Origin of the sequence: Shewanella sp. Isolate13, from assembly GCF_022398325.1 — a bacterium.
In the GTDB taxonomy this organism is placed as follows: domain Bacteria; phylum Pseudomonadota; class Gammaproteobacteria; order Enterobacterales; family Shewanellaceae; genus Shewanella.
On sequence record NZ_JAKEVD010000001.1, the window covers coordinates 205,070 to 224,228 of the forward strand.

Annotated in this window: 19 protein-coding genes; 4 read left to right on the forward strand and 15 right to left on the reverse strand. The window is 48.4% G+C overall.

The genetic code is table 11. The features are described 5' to 3' along the window. Window positions 1-254: 254 nt before the first annotated feature. Window positions 255-809 carry a TlpA disulfide reductase family protein gene (locus L1D44_RS00810; protein WP_239888380.1) on the forward strand — a complete coding sequence of 185 codons (555 nt, stop codon included), beginning with the start codon at window positions 255-257 and terminating at the stop codon, window positions 807-809. A gap of 10 nt (window positions 810-819) precedes the next feature. Beyond that, entirely contained in the window at window positions 820-1,344 is a 525-nt protein-coding gene (locus tag L1D44_RS00815) for a GNAT family N-acetyltransferase (protein ID WP_239888382.1), read from the forward strand. A 66-nt stretch (window positions 1,345-1,410) separates the two neighbouring features. Here L1D44_RS00815 and L1D44_RS00820 read toward each other — a convergent pair whose 3' ends face one another. Beyond that, window positions 1,411-2,001, reverse strand: coding sequence for a hypothetical protein (locus L1D44_RS00820; protein WP_239888384.1), 591 nt, complete (start codon window positions 1,999-2,001; stop codon window positions 1,411-1,413). An 86-nt stretch (window positions 2,002-2,087) separates the two neighbouring features. Beyond that, complete coding sequence (locus L1D44_RS00825) at window positions 2,088-2,627, reverse strand: hypothetical protein (RefSeq protein WP_239888386.1); 540 nt, start codon at window positions 2,625-2,627, stop codon at window positions 2,088-2,090. A gap of 222 nt (window positions 2,628-2,849) precedes the next feature. Here L1D44_RS00825 and ubiD point away from each other — a divergent pair, with 222 nt between their 5' ends. Both ubiD and fre read left to right on the forward strand, forming a co-directional pair. Further along, window positions 2,850-4,331, forward strand: coding sequence for a 4-hydroxy-3-polyprenylbenzoate decarboxylase (gene ubiD / locus L1D44_RS00830; protein ID WP_239888388.1), 1,482 nt, complete (start codon window positions 2,850-2,852; stop codon window positions 4,329-4,331). A 105-nt stretch (window positions 4,332-4,436) separates the two neighbouring features. Beyond that, on the forward strand, window positions 4,437-5,147 hold the full coding sequence (gene fre, locus L1D44_RS00835; protein WP_220769330.1) for an NAD(P)H-flavin reductase: 711 nt from the start codon (window positions 4,437-4,439) through the stop codon (window positions 5,145-5,147). A gap of 77 nt (window positions 5,148-5,224) precedes the next feature. Here fre and L1D44_RS00840 read toward each other — a convergent pair whose 3' ends face one another. The 13 genes from L1D44_RS00840 to L1D44_RS00900 all read right to left on the reverse strand — a co-directional run bounded on the left by L1D44_RS00840 (window position 5,225) and on the right by L1D44_RS00900 (window position 19,126). Beyond that, window positions 5,225-6,229, reverse strand: a complete 1,005-nt coding sequence (locus L1D44_RS00840) for a substrate-binding domain-containing protein (RefSeq protein ID WP_239888390.1) — start codon at window positions 6,227-6,229, stop codon at window positions 5,225-5,227. Window positions 6,230-6,272: 43 nt separating this feature from the next. Next, window positions 6,273-7,190, reverse strand: coding sequence for a ribokinase (gene rbsK, locus L1D44_RS00845; RefSeq protein WP_239888391.1), 918 nt, complete (start codon window positions 7,188-7,190; stop codon window positions 6,273-6,275). A 149-nt stretch (window positions 7,191-7,339) separates the two neighbouring features. Beyond that, a complete protein-coding gene (rbsB, locus tag L1D44_RS00850) occupies window positions 7,340-8,239 on the reverse strand; it encodes a ribose ABC transporter substrate-binding protein RbsB (RefSeq protein ID WP_239888392.1) in 900 nt (299 codons plus the stop codon). A 100-nt stretch (window positions 8,240-8,339) separates the two neighbouring features. Beyond that, a complete protein-coding gene (gene rbsC / locus L1D44_RS00855; RefSeq protein WP_239888394.1) occupies window positions 8,340-9,314 on the reverse strand; it encodes a ribose ABC transporter permease in 975 nt (324 codons plus the stop codon). After that, complete coding sequence (gene rbsA, locus L1D44_RS00860; RefSeq protein ID WP_239888395.1) at window positions 9,311-10,816, reverse strand: ribose ABC transporter ATP-binding protein RbsA; 1,506 nt, start codon at window positions 10,814-10,816, stop codon at window positions 9,311-9,313. The genes rbsC and rbsA overlap by 4 nt, the downstream gene beginning before the upstream one ends. A 17-nt stretch (window positions 10,817-10,833) precedes the next feature. Then, window positions 10,834-11,253 carry a D-ribose pyranase gene (gene rbsD, locus L1D44_RS00865; protein WP_239888397.1) on the reverse strand — a complete coding sequence of 140 codons (420 nt, stop codon included), beginning with the start codon at window positions 11,251-11,253 and terminating at the stop codon, window positions 10,834-10,836. Window positions 11,254-12,041: 788 nt separating this feature from the next. Continuing rightward, a complete protein-coding gene (locus tag L1D44_RS00870) occupies window positions 12,042-13,325 on the reverse strand; it encodes a winged helix-turn-helix domain-containing protein (RefSeq protein ID WP_239888398.1) in 1,284 nt (427 codons plus the stop codon). Window positions 13,326-13,600: 275 nt separating this feature from the next. Then, window positions 13,601-14,428: an ABC transporter permease subunit gene (locus L1D44_RS00875; protein ID WP_239888400.1), complete on the reverse strand. Its 828-nt coding sequence runs from the start codon at window positions 14,426-14,428 to the stop codon at window positions 13,601-13,603. Window position 14,429: 1 nt separating this feature from the next. Continuing rightward, the gene (locus tag L1D44_RS00880; protein WP_239888401.1) at window positions 14,430-15,338 is read right to left on the reverse strand and encodes an ABC transporter ATP-binding protein; all 909 of its coding nucleotides are present in this window, start codon (window positions 15,336-15,338) and stop codon (window positions 14,430-14,432) included. Window positions 15,339-15,405: 67 nt separating this feature from the next. Then, entirely contained in the window at window positions 15,406-16,746 is a 1,341-nt protein-coding gene (nosD, locus tag L1D44_RS00885; RefSeq protein ID WP_239888403.1) for a nitrous oxide reductase family maturation protein NosD, read from the reverse strand. Window positions 16,747-16,808: 62 nt separating this feature from the next. Then, complete coding sequence (locus L1D44_RS00890) at window positions 16,809-17,297, reverse strand: nitrous oxide reductase accessory protein NosL (protein WP_239888405.1); 489 nt, start codon at window positions 17,295-17,297, stop codon at window positions 16,809-16,811. A gap of 168 nt (window positions 17,298-17,465) precedes the next feature. Then, window positions 17,466-18,413 carry an NrfD/PsrC family molybdoenzyme membrane anchor subunit gene (nrfD, locus tag L1D44_RS00895; protein ID WP_239888407.1) on the reverse strand — a complete coding sequence of 316 codons (948 nt, stop codon included), beginning with the start codon at window positions 18,411-18,413 and terminating at the stop codon, window positions 17,466-17,468. Between the two features lie 2 nt (window positions 18,414-18,415). Further along, window positions 18,416-19,126 carry a 4Fe-4S dicluster domain-containing protein gene (locus L1D44_RS00900; protein WP_239888408.1) on the reverse strand — a complete coding sequence of 237 codons (711 nt, stop codon included), beginning with the start codon at window positions 19,124-19,126 and terminating at the stop codon, window positions 18,416-18,418. Between the last annotated feature and the right edge of the window lie 33 nt (window positions 19,127-19,159).

Sequence of the window (19,159 nt, forward strand, 5' to 3'; positions counted from 1 at the left end):
CACGTAATTTTCCTTGATAGATTCTGTTAATCAACAACTTAACAAACAGAATGATATATGAACCACCACGATATGTTGTCCTCGCTCAACTGTCAATAACCCTGTTATATTTATTGTTAAAAGCCGATACCACGCGTGCTGGCGACGAGTACCTTTCACTACCGAGCAGCATAACCAAGTTACATGCTGTTGCAAGCTAGGCTTATACATTCCGTTAAAGCTCTGTTATTTTAAAGACCTTTTAAAGAGAATGGATGCCAAACGTGAAAGCCCTTAGCACAAAAAAAGCCATTAGCATGAACAAGGCGCTTCGCTGGGAAAAAGCACTAAAACTGACTTTTGCCAGCCTATTGCTGCTCACCATTTCAGGCTGCAGCAGTGCACCAACTCCAGTTGAATACCTCACCTATGTCAAGCCCGGTGACAGCGCGCCTGTTACTCGATTCGTTGACACTCAAGGCAATGTGCAAGATCTCAGTGAGTCAAAAAATAATAAACTACTGATCTTTTTTGCCACTTGGTGCCACGACTCCCAGCGGACCTTGAAGCACCTAGTCAACTCCGATCTACACCTGAGTCCTAACGTGGATATCATAGGTATCGGTCGCGAAGAAACGAGTGACGTCTTAGATAAATTCGCCGCCGAATATGAGCTTAACTTCGCGTTAGTGGCCGATGTCGATAGACAGATCTATGCTCAATTTGCCAATGCGGGCATTCCAAGGCTGATCTTGCTAGATGCCAATAACAAGGTAGTTAAAACCATTATCGGTGAGACTGAAAACGCAATCACAGACCTTGTATGGTAAAGGAAAACCAATGAGCAAATTCATAACCCAGACACAGAGATTAATTATTAGGGAGTTTAATCTCGATGATGTCCAAGCCGTCTATGATTTTAATGCCGACGAGCGAGTTAACCGCTACACAGGAGATGCAGGCGTCATTCAGTCGCTGACGGATGCCGAACGCATCATTCGTGATATTTGGCTGACAGAGTATTTACAATTTGGTTATGCACGCTGGGCCGTCGTCTTAAAAGAGAGTAATCAAGTGATTGGTTTTTGTGGCTTTAAAAATGATTATCGCATTAATGAAACCGATATCGGCTATCGCTTGGCTCCCGAACATTGGGGCAAGGGCTATGCCACCGAGGCCAACCAAGCCTGTATTGAGTACGCCAAAGCTAAGATGGACCTCGACTATATTGTCGGCGATGTGGTCGAGCAAAACCAAGCTTCAATCAATGTCCTATTAAAACTAGGCATGAAGTTCAATAAGCGATTCGACGACCTAGGCTTTAAAATTATTCGCTACGATATGTATCTAAAGGCCAAGAGTTAACGCCTCATACTCCACAGTTCCTTATCTAAGCTTGCAGATATCGGCTCCAAGCACGAATGGAGCCTATTAACTGGCGAGTTCTTTAATTTGAGTGTCACAGAGCTGGGTCCTTGAAGGGCTAATACTGTTTAGGTGCTCTATCAACTTAAAACACAGTTCAATATATTGAATCGCTTCGGCCCCGCCCACTTCATAGCCCACCGCATGAGCAACCCGATTACGTAATTGGCGTAGTTCACTGAATAACTTTCCCTGTTTGGTATCGATCAAGGCTTCGCTAATCAAGATATTCTCAATATGTTTATATCGGGTATTTTTATCTAAGGTGATGTTATCGCAGTGAGACTTGATCAAGCGTTCGGCCGCCAAATCAACCTGCTCCCAAGCCTCTATGATGGCGGAATTGGGCAGGTGGTTAGCAGAGGCGATGAGCATGGACTTTTTATCCGTTTTCAGTTCAGGAAAGACCCCCTGAGCCTGCTCAGTTACAGCCTTGAGTCCCTCACCAAACTCCACTTCCAGTTCTCTAAACTTTAGCTTTTTAGCCAAGGGGATCAACTTAGAGATAGGCCGTTTTAAGGTAATAACGGCAAACACTAGCACCGCAGGCCAGACTAGCTTATCCAGCAGTTCTATGGTGAACTCCATCCAACTCATTCAGTATCCTTCCATGTATTCACTGTTTTCTGCGTTCAGGGTACCAAGTTTAAGCGCCAGAATAAAATGGCGCTCTAGCGGTTATTTTACCTTTTGCTAGGTACCTGTTGGTAGGTCTTAGAGTCCCAGTCATAGACATACTCAATGCCCTGCCACTCATAAACCGTGCGTCCCTCTCTTTGGATCACCCGTGCATTATCGGGCAAACGCGTCAATCCTGTAGAGTAGCTGACACTGGTGGTCACACGCTCGGGCGGCGCGACCACCTTAGGTTTTGGCTGCTTATACTCGGATCTATCATAACGGTAGGGATACACATAACGGCTGTTATAACGGTAAGGGTAGCCCCAACGCCAGTTGTAGCCAGGACGCCAGCCCGGTCGATAATAGCGGCTTCCATAAGGGTAACCGTACCAACCATTAGACACGCCCACATTCCAGCGCCAAGGGTCACGGTAACCATGATTACTCCAACCGACACCAACACTCACGTTATTGATCACCGATGAATTGGCAAAGAGGTACCTGTGCTGTTGTTGGGCAAGCAGACTCGGTTGCTCGACTGCAGCCGCGCTCGATGCGCCGAAAACCAAAAGGAAACTCAGGCTCCACTTGACTGTATTCATAGCCGTCCTCCTCGATAAGTTCGTCATAACCGATTAGTTAATCTTACGCTTAATCACCCGATTCGCCAATGTCAGCTCCCCCGCCTCCCCCCATGGCAGACAGCAGTTCAGTATTCACTGAATAATTGCGATACCACGCTTTGATGAACAAGCGTTTAACGCACGTTGGAATAGTGCTATAGTGCGCGCCATATCACAGTTTATAGCGATGAGAATTCCCCTATGAGTTTTAAGGATTTGCGTAGCTTTATAGACCACTTAGAGAGCAATGGTGAGCTTAAGCGTATTAGTCATCCCGTCGATCCTCATTTGGAAATGACAGAGATTGCCGATCGTGTATTGCGAGCCAAGGGTCCGGCTCTGTTATTCGAAAATCCTGTCGGCAACGACATGCCCGTACTGGCTAACCTGTTTGGTACCCCAAAACGGGTGGCAATGGCTTTGGGTAAAGAAGATCCTATCGCGCTGCGCGATGTGGGTGAGCTACTGGCTTTTCTAAAAGAGCCCGAGCCGCCTAGCGGCTTTAAAGATGCGATCGCTAAGATCCCTATGTTTAAGCAAGCCTTGAACATGCCGCCAAAAACTGTGCGTAACCCACCTTGCCAACAGGTCGTCAAAACCGGCGAAGAGGTCGACTTAACCAAGCTGCCAATCCAGCACTGCTGGCCAGGTGATGTGGCGCCGTTGGTAACTTGGGGGCTCACCATCACCAAGGGACCACGCCAGAAACGCCAAAACCTCGGAATTTATCGTCAGCAATTACTCGGCAGAAATAAACTCATCATGCGCTGGCTCGACCATCGCGGCGGGGCATTAGACTTTAAAGACTTTAAAGAGAAGCACCCGGGTGAGCGCTACCCAGTGGTTGTTGCCTTAGGCGCGGATCCTGTCACCATCTTAGGCGCGGTAACACCGGTGCCCGATGCCATGAGCGAATATGCCTTCGCAGGCCTACTTCGCGGTGAGCGCACCGAAGTCTGCAAAGCCATCAGTTGCGATCTAGAGGTACCCGCCACCAGCGAGATCATCTTAGAAGGATATATCGATCCCGAAGAGATGGCCGAAGAGGGTCCCTATGGCGACCACACTGGTTACTATAACGAAACCGACTCTTTCCCTGTATTTACGGTGACCCACATCACCCACAGAAAAGATGCGATTTACCACAGCACCTACACCGGCCGTCCACCAGATGAGCCCGCTATGCTAGGTGTGGCACTGAACGAAGTGTTTGTGCCGATTCTGCGTAAGCAGTATCCAGAGATCATCGACTTCTACCTGCCACCCGAGGGCTGCTCCTACCGTATGGCGGTGATCTCGATCCGTAAGCAGTACCCGGGCCACGCTAAACGAGTGATGATGGGCGCATGGTCGTTCCTACGTCAGTTTATGTACACTAAGTTCATTGTGATAGTGGATGAGGACGTGAACTGCCGCGACTGGAACGATGTGATCTGGGCGATCACTACCCGCATGGATCCCAAACGCGATACCGTGATGATCGATAATACGCCTATCGATTACCTCGACTTTGCCTCCCCGATCGCTGGTCTTGGCTCTAAGATGGGAATGGACGCTACCAACAAGTGGGAAGGTGAAACCGACCGCGAATGGGGCACGCCTATCGTGATGGACGAAGCGGTTAAGCAAAAAGTCGATGCCATCTGGGATGATCTCGGCATAGATGACGCGCCGACCCTATAGAGAATATAGGGCTAACCAATTAGCTAAGCTCGATATAGCCTGCCTAGCAGGCTAAAAGATTAATAGTGAATAAGCTTCCAAAGAGAAGCGCATCAAGGACTAAAGATGAACACAATAAGCTGTACTATCGAAAAAGTTGCGCCGTTTAATGACGCTGTCTATCAGGTGATTTTAAAGCCTAACACCGCTTTTGATTTTAAGGCGGGCCAATACCTTTGTATCGTGATGGGTGAGAAGGACAAGCGCCCATTCTCTATCGCTTCGGCCCCCGATGCCGAGCATATCGAACTGCATATCGGCGCGGCGGTGAGTGAAAGCTACCCGATGCAGGTTGTTGAGCGCTTAAAAGAGTGTCTCGCGGTAGGTAGCACTATCGAAATCGATGTTCCCGGTGGCGATGCACACCTACGTGCAGACAGTGTACGCCCCCGCCTACTGATTGCTGGCGGTACTGGCTTCTCTTATATCAAGAGTATTGTCGAGCAGAAGATTGCCCTAGGCCAAGAGATTGAAACCACCCTGTACTGGGGTTGTCGCAACCAAGATGCCATGTACTATGAGACCATCGCCCGCGAGTGGCACGATGCTCACCCATGGTTGAACTTTGTGCCTGTTATCGAAGAAGCGACCGATGACTGGAAAGGCAAGCAGGCTAATCTACTGGAGCAGATCCAGCACGATTTCGATAGCCTCGTTGGCTATGATATCTATATCGCGGGACGTTTCGATATGGTCGGCGCAGCACGTGAACTGTTCCGCACCATGGGCGTAGAGGAAGAGCACCTCTACGGGGATGCATTCGCATTTATTAAGTAAGCCATATAAATCAGATTTAAACCGCTCATTGAGAAAAGGCGAATGGATTCATAATTCATTCGCCTTTTTTATTGGTTTTATTTTTTACTGACGCTGGCTCGCTCGGTCACTCTTGGCTCAATATCCATAAATTGTTGTGGCAGACTTGGATCTTGCAGCCTAGCGATGAGCGCATTGACCGCCGCCGCGCCTAAACGCGCCTTAGACTGATGAATACTGGTTAATGCCGGTGTCATATATTTCGCTAGCTGAATGTTGTCGTAACCTATCACCGACAACTGCTGTGGGATCTGCACCCCAGTGCGCTGCGCCTCATGCAATACGCCGATAGCCATCATGTCATTACACACAAATAGGGCGCTCGGTAACTCGCCGGCCGCTTGCAGCTTAGCGAACGCCGCCTTGCCGCCTTCGGTTTCAAAGTTGCCTTCCACCACCCAATTAGGGTTAATCGGCAGATCAGCCGCCTGCATCGCATCCACAAAGCCTTGATAGCGCAAATCTGCCTGCTGGCGATTACGCGGCCCAGTAATGCAGCCGATTTGGGTATGGCCATTATCAATCAGGTATTGGGTAGCGAGCACACCGCCCTGACGTGAGTGCCCTTGAATTTTGTCACAAGGAAAATCAACTTGCCCCCAGTCCATCACCACTACGGGTAAGGCATCTAAGCGGCGATAGATCAGCGCATCTTCGCCTTCTAACATGGCGCACATCATGATTAAACCATCGACGCGGCGTTCAATCAGTGTGGTTAACGAACGCTTAAGGCGCTGGGCATCCCCCTCGGTATTACACAGAATAAGGTTATAGCCCTGCTGGTAACACGCCTGCTCCACGCTGCGAACCACCTCAGCATAGAATGGGTTAGTCGAGGTGGTCACCAACATACCGATGGTTTTGGTGCGGTTCTGTTTAAGGCTGCGGGCCACCGCAGAAGGACCGTGATAATTCAGTTGCTGCGCAGCCGCTTGCACTCGCTTTGCAATGTCTTCGCTGACAAAGCGAGTACCATTCATCACATGGCTCACCGTGGATGTGGATACGTTGGCAAGTTTGGCAACATCTTTCATGGTGGCCATTGGGGGTTAACTTCCTTAATTACTATTAAAATTCAATCGCAGATTAGTTCGTTGCGATAAACTGCTCAACTTCATCCCGTGATGGAATTGAAGTCTGTGCGCCAAAGCGCGTCACCGAAATCGCCGCTGCGCCATGGGCAAAGACAATCGCATTATCCATTGTTTGCCCTTCCAGCAGCGCGGTTACAAATGCGCCGTTAAAGGTGTCACCAGCAGCCGTGGTATCGGTAGCCTGTACCTTAAAGCCCGGAATGATTTTACCCGTCCCCTGCTCACTCAAGTAAACACCTTTCGAACCTAGGGTGATCATCACGGTAGCGATGCCTTTATCATGTAGCACTTGTGCCGCTTTTGCAGCGCTGCTTGCATCCGTCACGGCCACGCCCGTTAACAGTTCGGCTTCGGTCTCATTTGGGGTAATGATATCCACCATAGCGAGAAGTGCATCCGGTAGGCTACGTGCAGGTGCTGGATTTAATACCACCTGAGTCCCTTGGGCTTTAGCAATGCTGGCAGCAAGCTCGATGCCCGCAAGCGGGGTTTCTAACTGCATCAACAGGTATTTGGCTTGCTCGATTTTTTCGCCGTGCTGCTCAACAATCTCAGAGGTTAACCCATCGTTCGCGGCTGCAGCAATACAGATACTGTTTTCGCCACTCTCGCTCACTTGGATCATCGCAATACCCGTCGGCGTATTGTCAATCATGTGTACAGCAGAAATATCCATACCGTCCTGAGCAAAGGCCTGACGAATATTTTGACCAAAACTGTCGTCACCCACACAGGCGATAAAACCGATATCGGCACCAAGGCGTGCGGCGGCTACTGCCTGATTAGCCCCTTTACCACCAGGAATAACCTGATAGTTATGGCCATGTAAGGTTTCCCCTGGGCGTGGAAAAGAAGGCACTTGAAGAACATGGTCGGCATTCACACTGCCTAAAACGATTAACTGAGACATTAACTTTCCTCGATGACCTCTGTAGCAAATACCCAGCTCGCAATGATGTTGGGCTCAGAGGGAAAATACACCAATGATACTAGCTCAATAGGCACGCACTTTAGAGTGCACAGATATATGTAGGCTAGTGTGACAAATTATCAGTAAGATTACTGTGTTTGAGTAATGATTTTTAACGCAACAGGAATAGATTTTTCAACAACTTGGCCTTTTAATAGCCTATCTGCGGTGGCTATCGCCGTTGCACCGAGCAGCTCTGGCTGCTGGGCAACCGTTGCCGATAACTGCTGGCGCCTAACGGCGGCAATCCCTTCATCGGTACCGTCAAAGCCAATCACCATAACCTGCTTACCTGCGGCTTCAATGGCACGTAAGGCGCCGAGTGCCATCTCATCGTTCTGGGCAAACACCGCCTGCACATCACCATTGGCGGCAAGCATATTTTCCATCACGTTTAAGCCTTTTGAACGGTCAAAGTCTGCTGGCTGACTCGAAAGCATGTTTAAGTCATACGCCTTAATCGCATTATCAAAACCTTCACCGCGCTCACGGGCGGCAGAAGTCCCAGCGATACCTTCAAGCTGAATAACCTTGGCATTCGCCCCCAGTTGCTCGGCAATAAACTGCCCTGCTAGCTCACCACCCGCGATATTATCTGAGGCAATATGGCTGACGATGTCGCCCCGTTCTGCGGTTCTATCTAATGTCAGAACCGGAATATTAGCGCGGTTAGCGGTGCGGATCGCATTGGTCACCGCTAATGCATCGGTCGGGTTAATCAAGATAGCCTTAACGCCGCGCATAGTGAGATCTTCGACGTTTGCCAGCTCCTTGCTTGGGTCGTTTTGCGAGTCCAGTGCAATCAGCTTGTAGCCAAGCTCTTTGGCCTTGGCTTCGGCGCCATCTTTCATGGTGACGAAGAAGGGGTTATTCATCGTCGACAGCACGATAGCGATGGCGTCTTGGGCACTGGCGCCAAAGGATATCGCACTTGGCAGTAACGCTGCCGCTAACATCATTGATGCTTTCTTGTTAATACGTTGCTTCATAATCGCCTTTCAATACCCAGCCTTTATGATAGTAGGCTCTAGAATGATAAGAACTTTCAGAACAAAAGCAGGAACGATAAACGCCCCTGCCGAACCGAAATTACGCTTTTTGCTTAGTGTCGATAAGTACCGCTAACAAGATAACGCTGGCTTTAGCAATCATCTGGTAATAAGAGGAGACATCCAGCAGGTTTAACGCGTTATTTAAGAAGCCGATGATCAGCGCGCCAATTAAGGTCCCCATGATGCGGCCCTTACCGCCCATTAAGCTGGTGCCACCGAGTACCACTGCAGCAATCGCATCCAGCTCATAGCCCATACCTGCCGTTGGCTGCGCAGAGGACAGACGCGCAGTGACGATAATCCCCGCCAAAGCTGCCATCGAGCCACAGATGGCGTAAGCCGCAATCTTGACTTTATCTACCGCAATTCCCGATAGACGAGCCGCCGACTCATTGCCACCCACGGCGTAAATATAACGACCAAAGCGAGTATGATTTAGCAGATACCAAGCAGCAACAAACACCATCGCCATCAACCACACAGGCACAGGAATGCCCAGCAGATAACCCGTGCCTAACCAAGTAAAGCTGTCGGCGGTTTCGCTAAAGCCTGTCGGTACTGGGCGGCCGTCGGTATAGACCATGGTCACACCGCGTAGCAATGTCATGGTCACCAGCGTGGCGATAAAGGCCTGCACCTTGCCCTTAGCGACTATAATGCCGCTAATCGCACCTAATGCCGCGCCGGCAATCAGCGCCACTGGCAAAGCCACCACAACCGGTACGTCCATGCCGATTAGGGTTGCCACTATTGCGCCGCTTAAGGCCAAAACCGAGCCAACGCTTAAGTCGATACCAGCGGTTAAAATCACGATCGTCATGCCCACCGCAATAATCGCGTTAATTGAGGTTTGGCGTAAAATATTGAGTAAGTTATCGACGGTTAAAAAATTTGGGCTCAGCAGTGACACCACGAAAATCAGACACATTAAGGCGATGAGAGACTTATTCTCAATCAACCAAGCTTTATTAATGCGCTTGTAAAAAGGTTGCGCTGTTATTGACTGGCTCATGCAATATCCTTGTTTAATGTTTTACCGACTGCACAAGCAAGAATGGTTTCCTGTTCTGCTTGGGCGGCATCGAATTCACCGGTGATCTGGCCTTGATGCATCACTAAAATACGATCCGACATGCCCATTAACTCCGGCATATCCGATGACACTAAAATGATGCTCATGCCGTCGGCTTTGAAGCGGTTAATCAGATCGTAGATCTCTTTTTTCGCCCCAACATCCACACCACGAGTTGGCTCATCTAAGATCAGCACCTGAGGTTGTGTCATTAAGCCCTTGGCAATGGCGACTTTCTGTTGATTTCCGCCCGACAGATTACCTATGCGTGCATCTCGAGTCGGCGTCTTGATATTAAACGCACCAATGAACTGATCGACTTCAGAGACCTCATCTTGATGACGCAGTTGTAGTCCGCTGCTGAGCTTTGAGAGTGCGCAAATCGACATATTTTCTTTAACCGACAGGTCCAGCAGTAAGCCGTCCCCCTTGCGATCTTCAGAAATATAGGCGATGCCCGCCTCAAGCGCTTGCTGAGGGCTGTTAACCTTGATGGGATTGCCGTTAAGGCTAATCTCCCCTTGGGTTTTAGCGCTCGCGCCAAAGATAATTTTCATCAACTCGGTACGCCCTGCGCCCATCAAGCCTGAGAAACCTAAGATCTCGCCCTTGTTAAGGCTAAAGCTGACGTTATTAACCCCTGAGCCCGATAGTTCGCTAACCGCGAGTCTGCAGCCTTGGTGTGTATTGGCGATACGCGGATATTGGTCCGCCAATTTACGGCCAACCATGCGCTCGATTAGACGGTCTTCATCAATATCGGCTATGGCACATTCGTGGATGAAACTGCCGTCACGCAATACGGTGACCGCATCACAAATAGTAAAGATCTCTTGCATGCGGTGGGAGATATAGACGATGCCACAGCCCTGTTCGCGCAGCTCATTAATCACCTTAAATAGCGATTGCGTCTCTACATCGGTAAGCGCATCGGTCGGTTCATCCATGATGATGACTTTAGAGTCAAAGGAGATGGCCTTGGCTATCTCGACCATCTGCTGCTCGCCTAAGCTCAAGTCCCCCACCCGTGTTTGTGGCGCATGGGTAATGGCTAGGCGTGCTAACAGCGCCGCGGCCTGTGCATTCATCTCATCCCAAAGGATACGGCCAAAGGTGGATGTGATCTCACGACCAAGAAAGATATTTTCGGCGATGGTGAGCTCAGGTAATAGGTTTAGCTCCTGATGGATAATGCTAATACCCGCGGCTTGTGAATCTCGGGGGCCGTTGAAAGTGCGCGTTTCACCTTGATAGATAATGCGACCCGCATCTAACGCGTAGATCCCGGTGAGCACTTTCATTAAAGTGGACTTACCCGCTCCATTTTCGCCCATCAATGCCATCACTTGGCCTGGGTAAACGTTTAAACAGGCTTTGTCTAAGGCTTTAACCCCAGGGAAAGACTTTTCAATGGCTTGTAACTGCAATATGGCTTGGGTCATACGTGACTCCGCTAAGCTTAAAATACAACACCGGTTTTAAAAATCACATTGGCATAAGGCGTACACTCGCCCGTACGGATCACCGCGCGGCTATGGCCGCTGCGCTGCTTAAATGCCTCGTGGCTAATGTACTCGATAGTAAATGTTCGCCCAGTCGCTTGCTGCTCGGCTTCAATTTCGGCCAGCAACTGTTGATGACACTCTGGGCTGACATCGGCAAACTCCTCAGCCATCACCACGCCCTCAATTTGCGAGCTTGCTAGCCAAACCTTAACGGTTGCAATAAAACTCGGCACCCCATGGGTCAGCGCCAGATCAATACGTTGCACCTGTGCAGGGATAGGTAGCCCCGCATCACAAATAGTGACTTCATCGGTATGCCCCAATGTTGCCACTAGGTAGTTCATATCTGCATTGAGTAGAGCGTGTTTGTTCATCTATCAACCTAAAGTATTTTGCTATGCATCACGGCAGATGTTCTTCACCGCCAAGCCATTCGATCGAAACGTTTCGATAAGATAGCGTGAGATTAATCGAAACGTTTCGATAATGCATGGTTCAAGAATAAGATCTGTGAAGGATCTAACAGAAATATTTGCGATCGATGGGGAGACGTGAGTAAAAATGGGGAGTGATGATGGGCAAAACAGCTTTAAAAGAAGGAGCTAGATGCTAGGACGCTTCGCTGCGAGGACGGGCTACGCCCTGCTAGGAACAGCAAAAGCCAACAGCACCACCTTTGCCGCTTGTTAGCTTTGGCTTTACCGGCCTTTATCCGTCTCAGCTTTTCCGGCCTTTACCCGTCTCAGCTTGTACCGTCTTAGCTTTATTCAGCTCTTCCTAGAACCTAGAGCCTAGAACCTAGATCCTAGAACGCTTCGCTGCGAGGACGGGCTACGCCCTGCTAGGAACAGCAAAAGCCAACAGCATCACCTTTGCCGCTTGTTAGCTTTTGCTTTACCGGCTTTATCCGTCTCAGCTTGTACCGTCTTAGCTTTATTCAGCTTTTCCTAGAACCTAGATCCTAGGACGCTTCGCTGCGAGGACGGGCTACGCCCTACTAGGAACAGCAAAAGCCAACAGCACCACCTTTGCCGCTTGTTAGCTTTTGCTTTACCGGCTTTATCTGTCTTAGCTTTACCGGCCTTTATCTGTCTCAGCTTGTACCGTCTTAGCTTTATTCAGCTCTTCCTAGAACCTGCTCTCAACCTAGAACCGTCTTTTATTAAAGCTTCACCTTGTCATACTCATACCAAGCGACGAGGTTACCTAAAATAGGCACGATCCAAACTGCGGTGTCGGGATCTTTGTATATGCGGTAGAAATACAGGTCGCTATCGATGATCTCATGCTTGCGGATCTCACGATAAAAATGCATGGCAGACGAACTGACCTGATCTGGTTTTAGCAGCTCTTTTTGAGCCACTTTAACGTGGAATACATCTACGTCCAGATTGTCTATTTTCTCCTGATACTGAGTAAAGTCGCCCTTAATCTTGTACTTGATTGGGGTGGTCTTACACTCTTCATCGGTGACGCAGGCTGCTGAGTAAAACTTACCGCTATTCTCCCCCTCATAAATCAGCGATAGGCTGATGTCAGAGCGTACCAACATATTGTCCTTCACCGGGAAATATACATCGGCGTGATAATGATGTTCGATAAAACCGCTGGTACCTGGCTCGTCATGGGGAATAATGACTCGGTTGTAGCGAATGCGCTGCTCCATCTTATGGGTCAGCTCGGTAAAGGTCTTCATATTTAAGCCAGCTGGCGTCAAATCAATTGCAGTAATATTGATTAAGCCCTTACCTGAGCAGCCATAGACACTGGCCTCAGGACACACCGCCATAGAGTAATAATTACCGTCGGTTACAGCAAAGCCACTAAATTGACTCATATCCTCTAAGTGATTCGACTCTGGCGCGAGATGCTTTTGCCACATAGAGGCATGCAGGTGGCTAACATTATCTTTATGGATAAGCTGCACATCCTGTTTGATACCACCAATATTCAACTCGATATTCTTATCCGAACTCCAACTATTCTTAGCCTTGATCACACCGTGATAATCACTGAAGTACCAGATAGAGAGACAGATAAGTATCGCGATAACGATACCGCTAATTTTCACCAGTAAAGAAACATCTACGATAGCCGCACGCATAGACTCAGGATCGTTAACCGCGAGCATCTTGATATGGGAGCGAGTAGAGACATTGAGCTGATAACCGCGACCCGCGATGGTTCTAAGCACCACCTCAGGATAGGGTTCTAATTTCTTTCTAAGGGTACTGACACACTGGGTTAGTGAGGTCGCCGCAACAACGCGATCGGGCCAGCCTGCAGCCAATAACTCTTCTTTAGTGCATACAGAACTCATGGAGAGGATCAATTGATGTAAAACCGCAGACTCCGATACCGTTAAGGTAATGGTTTTACTGTTCGCATGATCAATTAACTGTTTGGCCTCTTCATCCAACTCCAGATAAGGAGTAACTTTATGCACCTTAAACCTCTTTAAATCAATTGACTACGACTAAGTTATTAACGAATTTTAATGTTAGTTTACTAAAATAGATTATTAAAAATGTGACTTCCACCGAAAATTAAATCAAGTAATCACGATCTGCTTGTTTACGCTCACATATATCACATTTTCATGGAACTCTGCATCCAATATTCAATACAAACATTGCCACTCCCCTTCTACGAGCCGATTAAAAACTGGAGTCATTACTCACAGCACAGACATACCACATCAGCTCACCTAAGCCGTTAGGCTCACAGGGTTCGACGCTGAAATACTCGATGAGCGATAGCCAACAATGCCAAGCTCCACAATAACATGGCACAGTAGAAGCCCAGTTTTCCCATGGTCGAGGAGGAAAGCAGCGCGAGACTGCCACTCCCCGCATCTGAGCCAACTAAGTTTACCGCTCGATACAGATCCGTTGGGTTAAGTGCAATTAAGGCATTGATCAGATACTGATTCATAAAGGATAGATCCGCCACTAATATCGCCAGCAAGATCAAATCGTAAATCAACACAAACACAAACCATAAAAATAAAATGCTGCCCACCGCCTTAGCCTTCTCTGTCGATTTAAGGCTGACTATATAGCCCAGCAAGATAAAGGTGATGGCGAGTAAAATACTGCTGACGATAAACTGAGCAAACCGACTTAGCACCACTTGCGCTTCATAGGTCTCACCGAAGAGCAGTAGCAACACTGCGGTTAGTCCAAATGCAAAACAGCTAGTCGCACTCATGATCAGAGCATGACCCAGTAACTTACCCATTAAAATCTGCAATCGGCTTATAGGGTAGGACATTAACAGCAGTAGGGTTCCAGACTCATCTTCACCGACAAAGGCATCGTAGCTCACTAACATGGCCGCTAAGGGGATTATAAATACCGAAACCGTCGACAGGCTCGACATCAAGGCATCGAGCTCCGGCAGAGAAAGGTGCCCGGCGACAGCGCTTCCGGCGAAGGTAACGCTAAGAGACAAAATCAAAAATATCAACGCGATAAAAATAACCCAGCGATTACGTAGACTATCTTTGATCTCTTTTTGAGCAATAACCATCACCACAGATTGCATCATATTAATTCACCACTTCGCTTTGCTTACTCTGACCCATATAAAGGTGATAAATATCGGCCAAAGTCGGCTCTTTAAGATTGAAATCATAGCCTTGGCACTCAGACATTAATAGCTGCAGTACCTTAGCCTTAGACTCAAGATCCAGTAACAGTGCATCATCGACATAAAAGGGCGCCAGCCGTGGCTCCTGCTCTATCCACCTCGCCAAGTTAGGCGATGTCAGCCGAGTTTTAAGGGCGCTGTTTTGCCTAAGCTCGGCTAGACTCCCCTGGGCTAGACTCTTACCCTTAGCTAAAATCAGCGCGATATCGATATTATTCTCAATCAGCGATAACTCGTGGGTGCAGACGATAACGCCGCAGCCTTGCCGCTTTAGCTCATCGATTTTGCCATAAAGAAACTGTGAAGCCATAGGGTCGAGCCCCACCGTTGGCTCATCAAGTAGCAGCAGCTCTGGCTGACACAAGATCGCCTGAGCAAAGCCTAGGCGCTGCTTCATCCCTTTCGAATAGGTCTTTAGCGCCCTGTCTTGGGCGTACTCGAGTCCAAATTCTTCAATAAGCTGGCTAACTCGTGGTTTAGTAACCCTTTTAAGCGCGGCAAAGTAACTTAAAATCTCCTTGCCCGTCAGCTTGTCATAGAAGCTAACATTCTCGGGTAGATAGCCAATTCTCAGATCCGCGCGCTGCTTAAGCTCACTATGGCTTTGTCCAAGTACAATCGCCTCGCCCGCACAGGGCTTAAGCAGACCCAGTAGAATTTTTATCAGGGTGGATTTACCCGCGCCGTTATGGCCTAACAGCGCCATGGTCTGTCCGCGCTCCACCTCAAAGCTGACATCATTCAGTGCGCTAAAACCGGCAAACTGGTGCGAAATATTGCGCGCCGATACTGCTAAACAAGGATTCATTGATTCTCCGAACACGTCCAATGAGCAGGCCGCGAGAGCTAAAAAGTCGCCTGATGGCTGATAGTCACTACCTGTTAGCCACTGCCGATTGATAGTTGAATGCGGGATTAGGCGTTAACAGGGGAAAACTATCGATAATGCCACTTGGCTCACCGATTTCAAATTGGCGCTGCACCCAGCGAAGCACCACCACTATAGCGCTATCCATCAAGAAGTTAGCCTCTGGATAGAGCCAAAATAACTTATCAATATTATCATTAGGTCGATAAGCCGTATTGCCCACGCCATCTAAATTGTGATCCCAACCTAGGTATCCACTCCAGTAGTTGCCACGCCCTGCATGGCTCCACTCTAGCAAGCTATCACCCACATATTTCACCTGGGAAAAGTTATCGATAAACTGGTTTTGATAAACTTGGTTACCCTCCCCGCCCATCGCCATATAAAAGCCGATATCGCTGTGGGCGAAGTGGTTATTAATAATGGTATTGTCACGGGCGCCATAGACAAAAATGCCTTTGCCTTCTTGCCCCAACACCTGATCTTCTTTGCGATTAACAATGCGTTCGACTCGATTGTGGTCCACAAGAGCCTGCTCGGTCATATTAAGCAAGATCCCAAAATCGATCGCATCCCAAACTTGGTTGCGGTGCAGGTGAATTCGCTTTGAGTTCATCAAAGCATAACCGCCATCGACCTGATAGCTCTGGTTATTGAAGGCTTCGTCATCCATGGTATACATATAATGAATACCGTATTGCTGATCGAATAGCTGGTTATCGAAGACCTTACTTTTACTACTGGACTCTAAATACACACCATCTCGAACTTGCGAAATAGTATTGCCCGTAATGACTGAACCAGTTACATGCTGTAGATGAATACCGTCGCCTCTATCTAAGATATATAACCGGTTATTACCCACAATCACGTTATCGTTTATCTGAATATTATTAAGCTCATCGGCGCGAATACCAAAGCCGTCTCCGCGTAAGTGATTGTTGTGGATCTTAACGCCATGACTACCCGGCTCAAGCAAGATCCCAGCATCGCGCTCATAATGATCATTGCCCCAATTCTCAATTCTAAGTCCCGATAGCTCGACATTAGCGGCAAACACGGTAATGGCACTGCCAACGCCATTGGCATCTATGATGCTGTCTCCAAGGCTAGTTAAAGTAATCGATTGATGAATTTGCACCGGGCCTTGATAACGCCCCGAATCGAGGATAATTCTGTCACCATCTTGGGCATTAGTCAGTGCTAATTTAAGCTCTTGGTTATTCGAGACAGCGAGACTCTCGGCGTAACTGTTAAAGCCACAGCCGAGGGTAACCGCGAGTATAAGCAGAGGTAGAATGGCCGAACTTAGAGTCTGCCTTGTAGGGTTTAACAGTGATATCTTCATCGTTTAATACCACCTCATTTGGTCGCTAATGGGAAAAAGCGCTCCAGGCTATTTCAACAATTTTACTCACCCGCCAACAGCTCGATGGTGATCTGATCATAGGTGAGCACGGCGCCGCCAAACTCGCTGGCAAACTTTGTCGCTCCCTCTTCTGTAGCAAACGAAGCAACGGCAGGTCCCATTACCGCTTTTTTACTGGTGCCGTACACATACCACGCTGATTTCGCATCAATAAAGGCACTATCCTCAGGATGTTCCCAGTCTGTCACCGCCATATCATGCACTTTCAGCTGAGTGATCTGACGCTGATTCTCAGGCTGTAGGGCAAAATTGAACATATCCCTCGTCGAGCAGAACTTAGGCACTATGGTTTCACTCTTCAGCCTTAGCTGTCCCTTGGGCCCAGGGTACTTGGTGATCATCATGCCGCACAGGTGGCAACGGTCATGATCATGAATCGCCTCGGCATGGGTCGGCTGCGAAGCGGCATCGCCTTGACTACAAGCAAACATAAAGGGGACAAACAAAAAAATGAGCATCAGCTTTTTCATACAACTTCCAACTCGAATCATTAGGAGGGGAACTCTACACCTTGCTAATCCATGGAGATAAACCAACAAGGTGAGAGAGAACTATCACAACAGACTCGGCTCCCAATAGCGTCTTGCAGGGACAACGTATTAGGAGCGAACCTATCGAACCTAACTAAATAGCCAAGGCTAGATAGCGAAGTTTTGGCCTGCATACAGAATGAACATACGCAAACACATCATACCGGTCACGGCGCAAACACCCGACAGGTAAAAGGCTTTAGCCGAGTGGCTAAATGTCTTACCCGTGGCGAAGTTCAGTAGCAGAGGACCACCAAAACCTAAGCCCACAACACCAAACCAGAACACCGCCGCCCACTCTCCGGTATGGAAAGCTTCAAACGCACTCTGTGCTCCGGCGTTGCCTGTCATTAGAGAAGTCACGATCATGAAGATGAATAGTATTTCAGCAAACATGATTGGCCACTCTGCACCATGCAGTAGCTTCATATCTTGGCTATGTAGGTCTTCCTTAAACATCGATACCGCCAGCATTTTGGCTGCTGCAGCACCCGCTGAAATACCTGAGGCGATAAATAGCGCCGGCAATACAGAGGTATTGATGATAGGAAAACGAATCAACGCCGAAATAAGGAAACCGGTATAAGCACACACTGCCAGTGCTAATACTAGAACCGCCATTTCACATGGACGACGCACGCCTTGTAGCTTTTCAACCACTGGCACTAACACTTTCAGTGCAGGAACCGAGCGGATCTCTTCTTCGAAGGCAAATAGACAGATGAGTGCCACTAACGGGATATACACAGATAGTGCGATAACACCGATAGACATCACTGAATTTAGGTTGTAGTAAACCAAAATTCGCCAGAAGAACAGCGGATTGGTCAAGTCTAAAACCAGACACAACATACCTAAGCTGATTGTTACAAACGAGATCAATGCAGCCGCTTTATAAAATGGCGTGTTAGTGGTCTGCTTCTTGTAAAATCGCAGGAACAGTGCCGTGGCTAGCGCACCACCGGAGATCCCCGCAAAGAACAAGTACACAGCAATTGGCCAAGGCCAAGCAAGCCCCTGAGACAAGCCCATTGTAAACTCAATATTGCCGTCCATATCTATACTCCTAGCTTAACAATAGGTATGTAACGTAAGCTTGGCTCGGTACCAAACCCTGGCTTAATACGCACAGAATCTTTTACCCGTAATAGCTTACTGATATAGGATGTCGGATCGTTAATATCACCAAAGATCAGCGCATCATAACGGCACTTCTGCACACAAGCTGGTAACTCACCAATGGCAAGTTTGCTGTTCAAGCAGAAATCACAGTTGTCGGCGACATCGGTTTCTTTATTGATAAAACGCGCATCGTATGGGCATGCAGCAATACAATACTTACAACCTGCACACTTAGCCGCATCCATGGTCACAATGCCGGTCTTCTCATCTCGGTGCGCCGCACCCGTTGGGCATACGGTGACACAAGGAGCGTTCTTACATTGCTGGCACGAGACACGCACAAACTTACGCTCACAGCCACATTCAACTGTCTTGCCGCAGTGCGGACATGGCTGACCTTCAATGCCACCCGAATGCTGTTCCATTAGCAGTCTAGACTTACCTTCAGGTAAGTTGTTAGCTAAGTTACAGGCCTCTTTACACTCGCCACAGCCAGTACATTTGTTTTGGTCAAACACCATCGCATAATGGGGCTTGTTTGGGTCTGGCTCCCCCTCTTTGACTGAACTACACCCTAAGGGCGCTATTATCAAAGAGCTGGCTCCTAAGCACTTAAGGAACCTCCGTCTCTCTATATTTTCACTCACAGCATCCTCCAGCTACCAGCTATTTAGCTGATA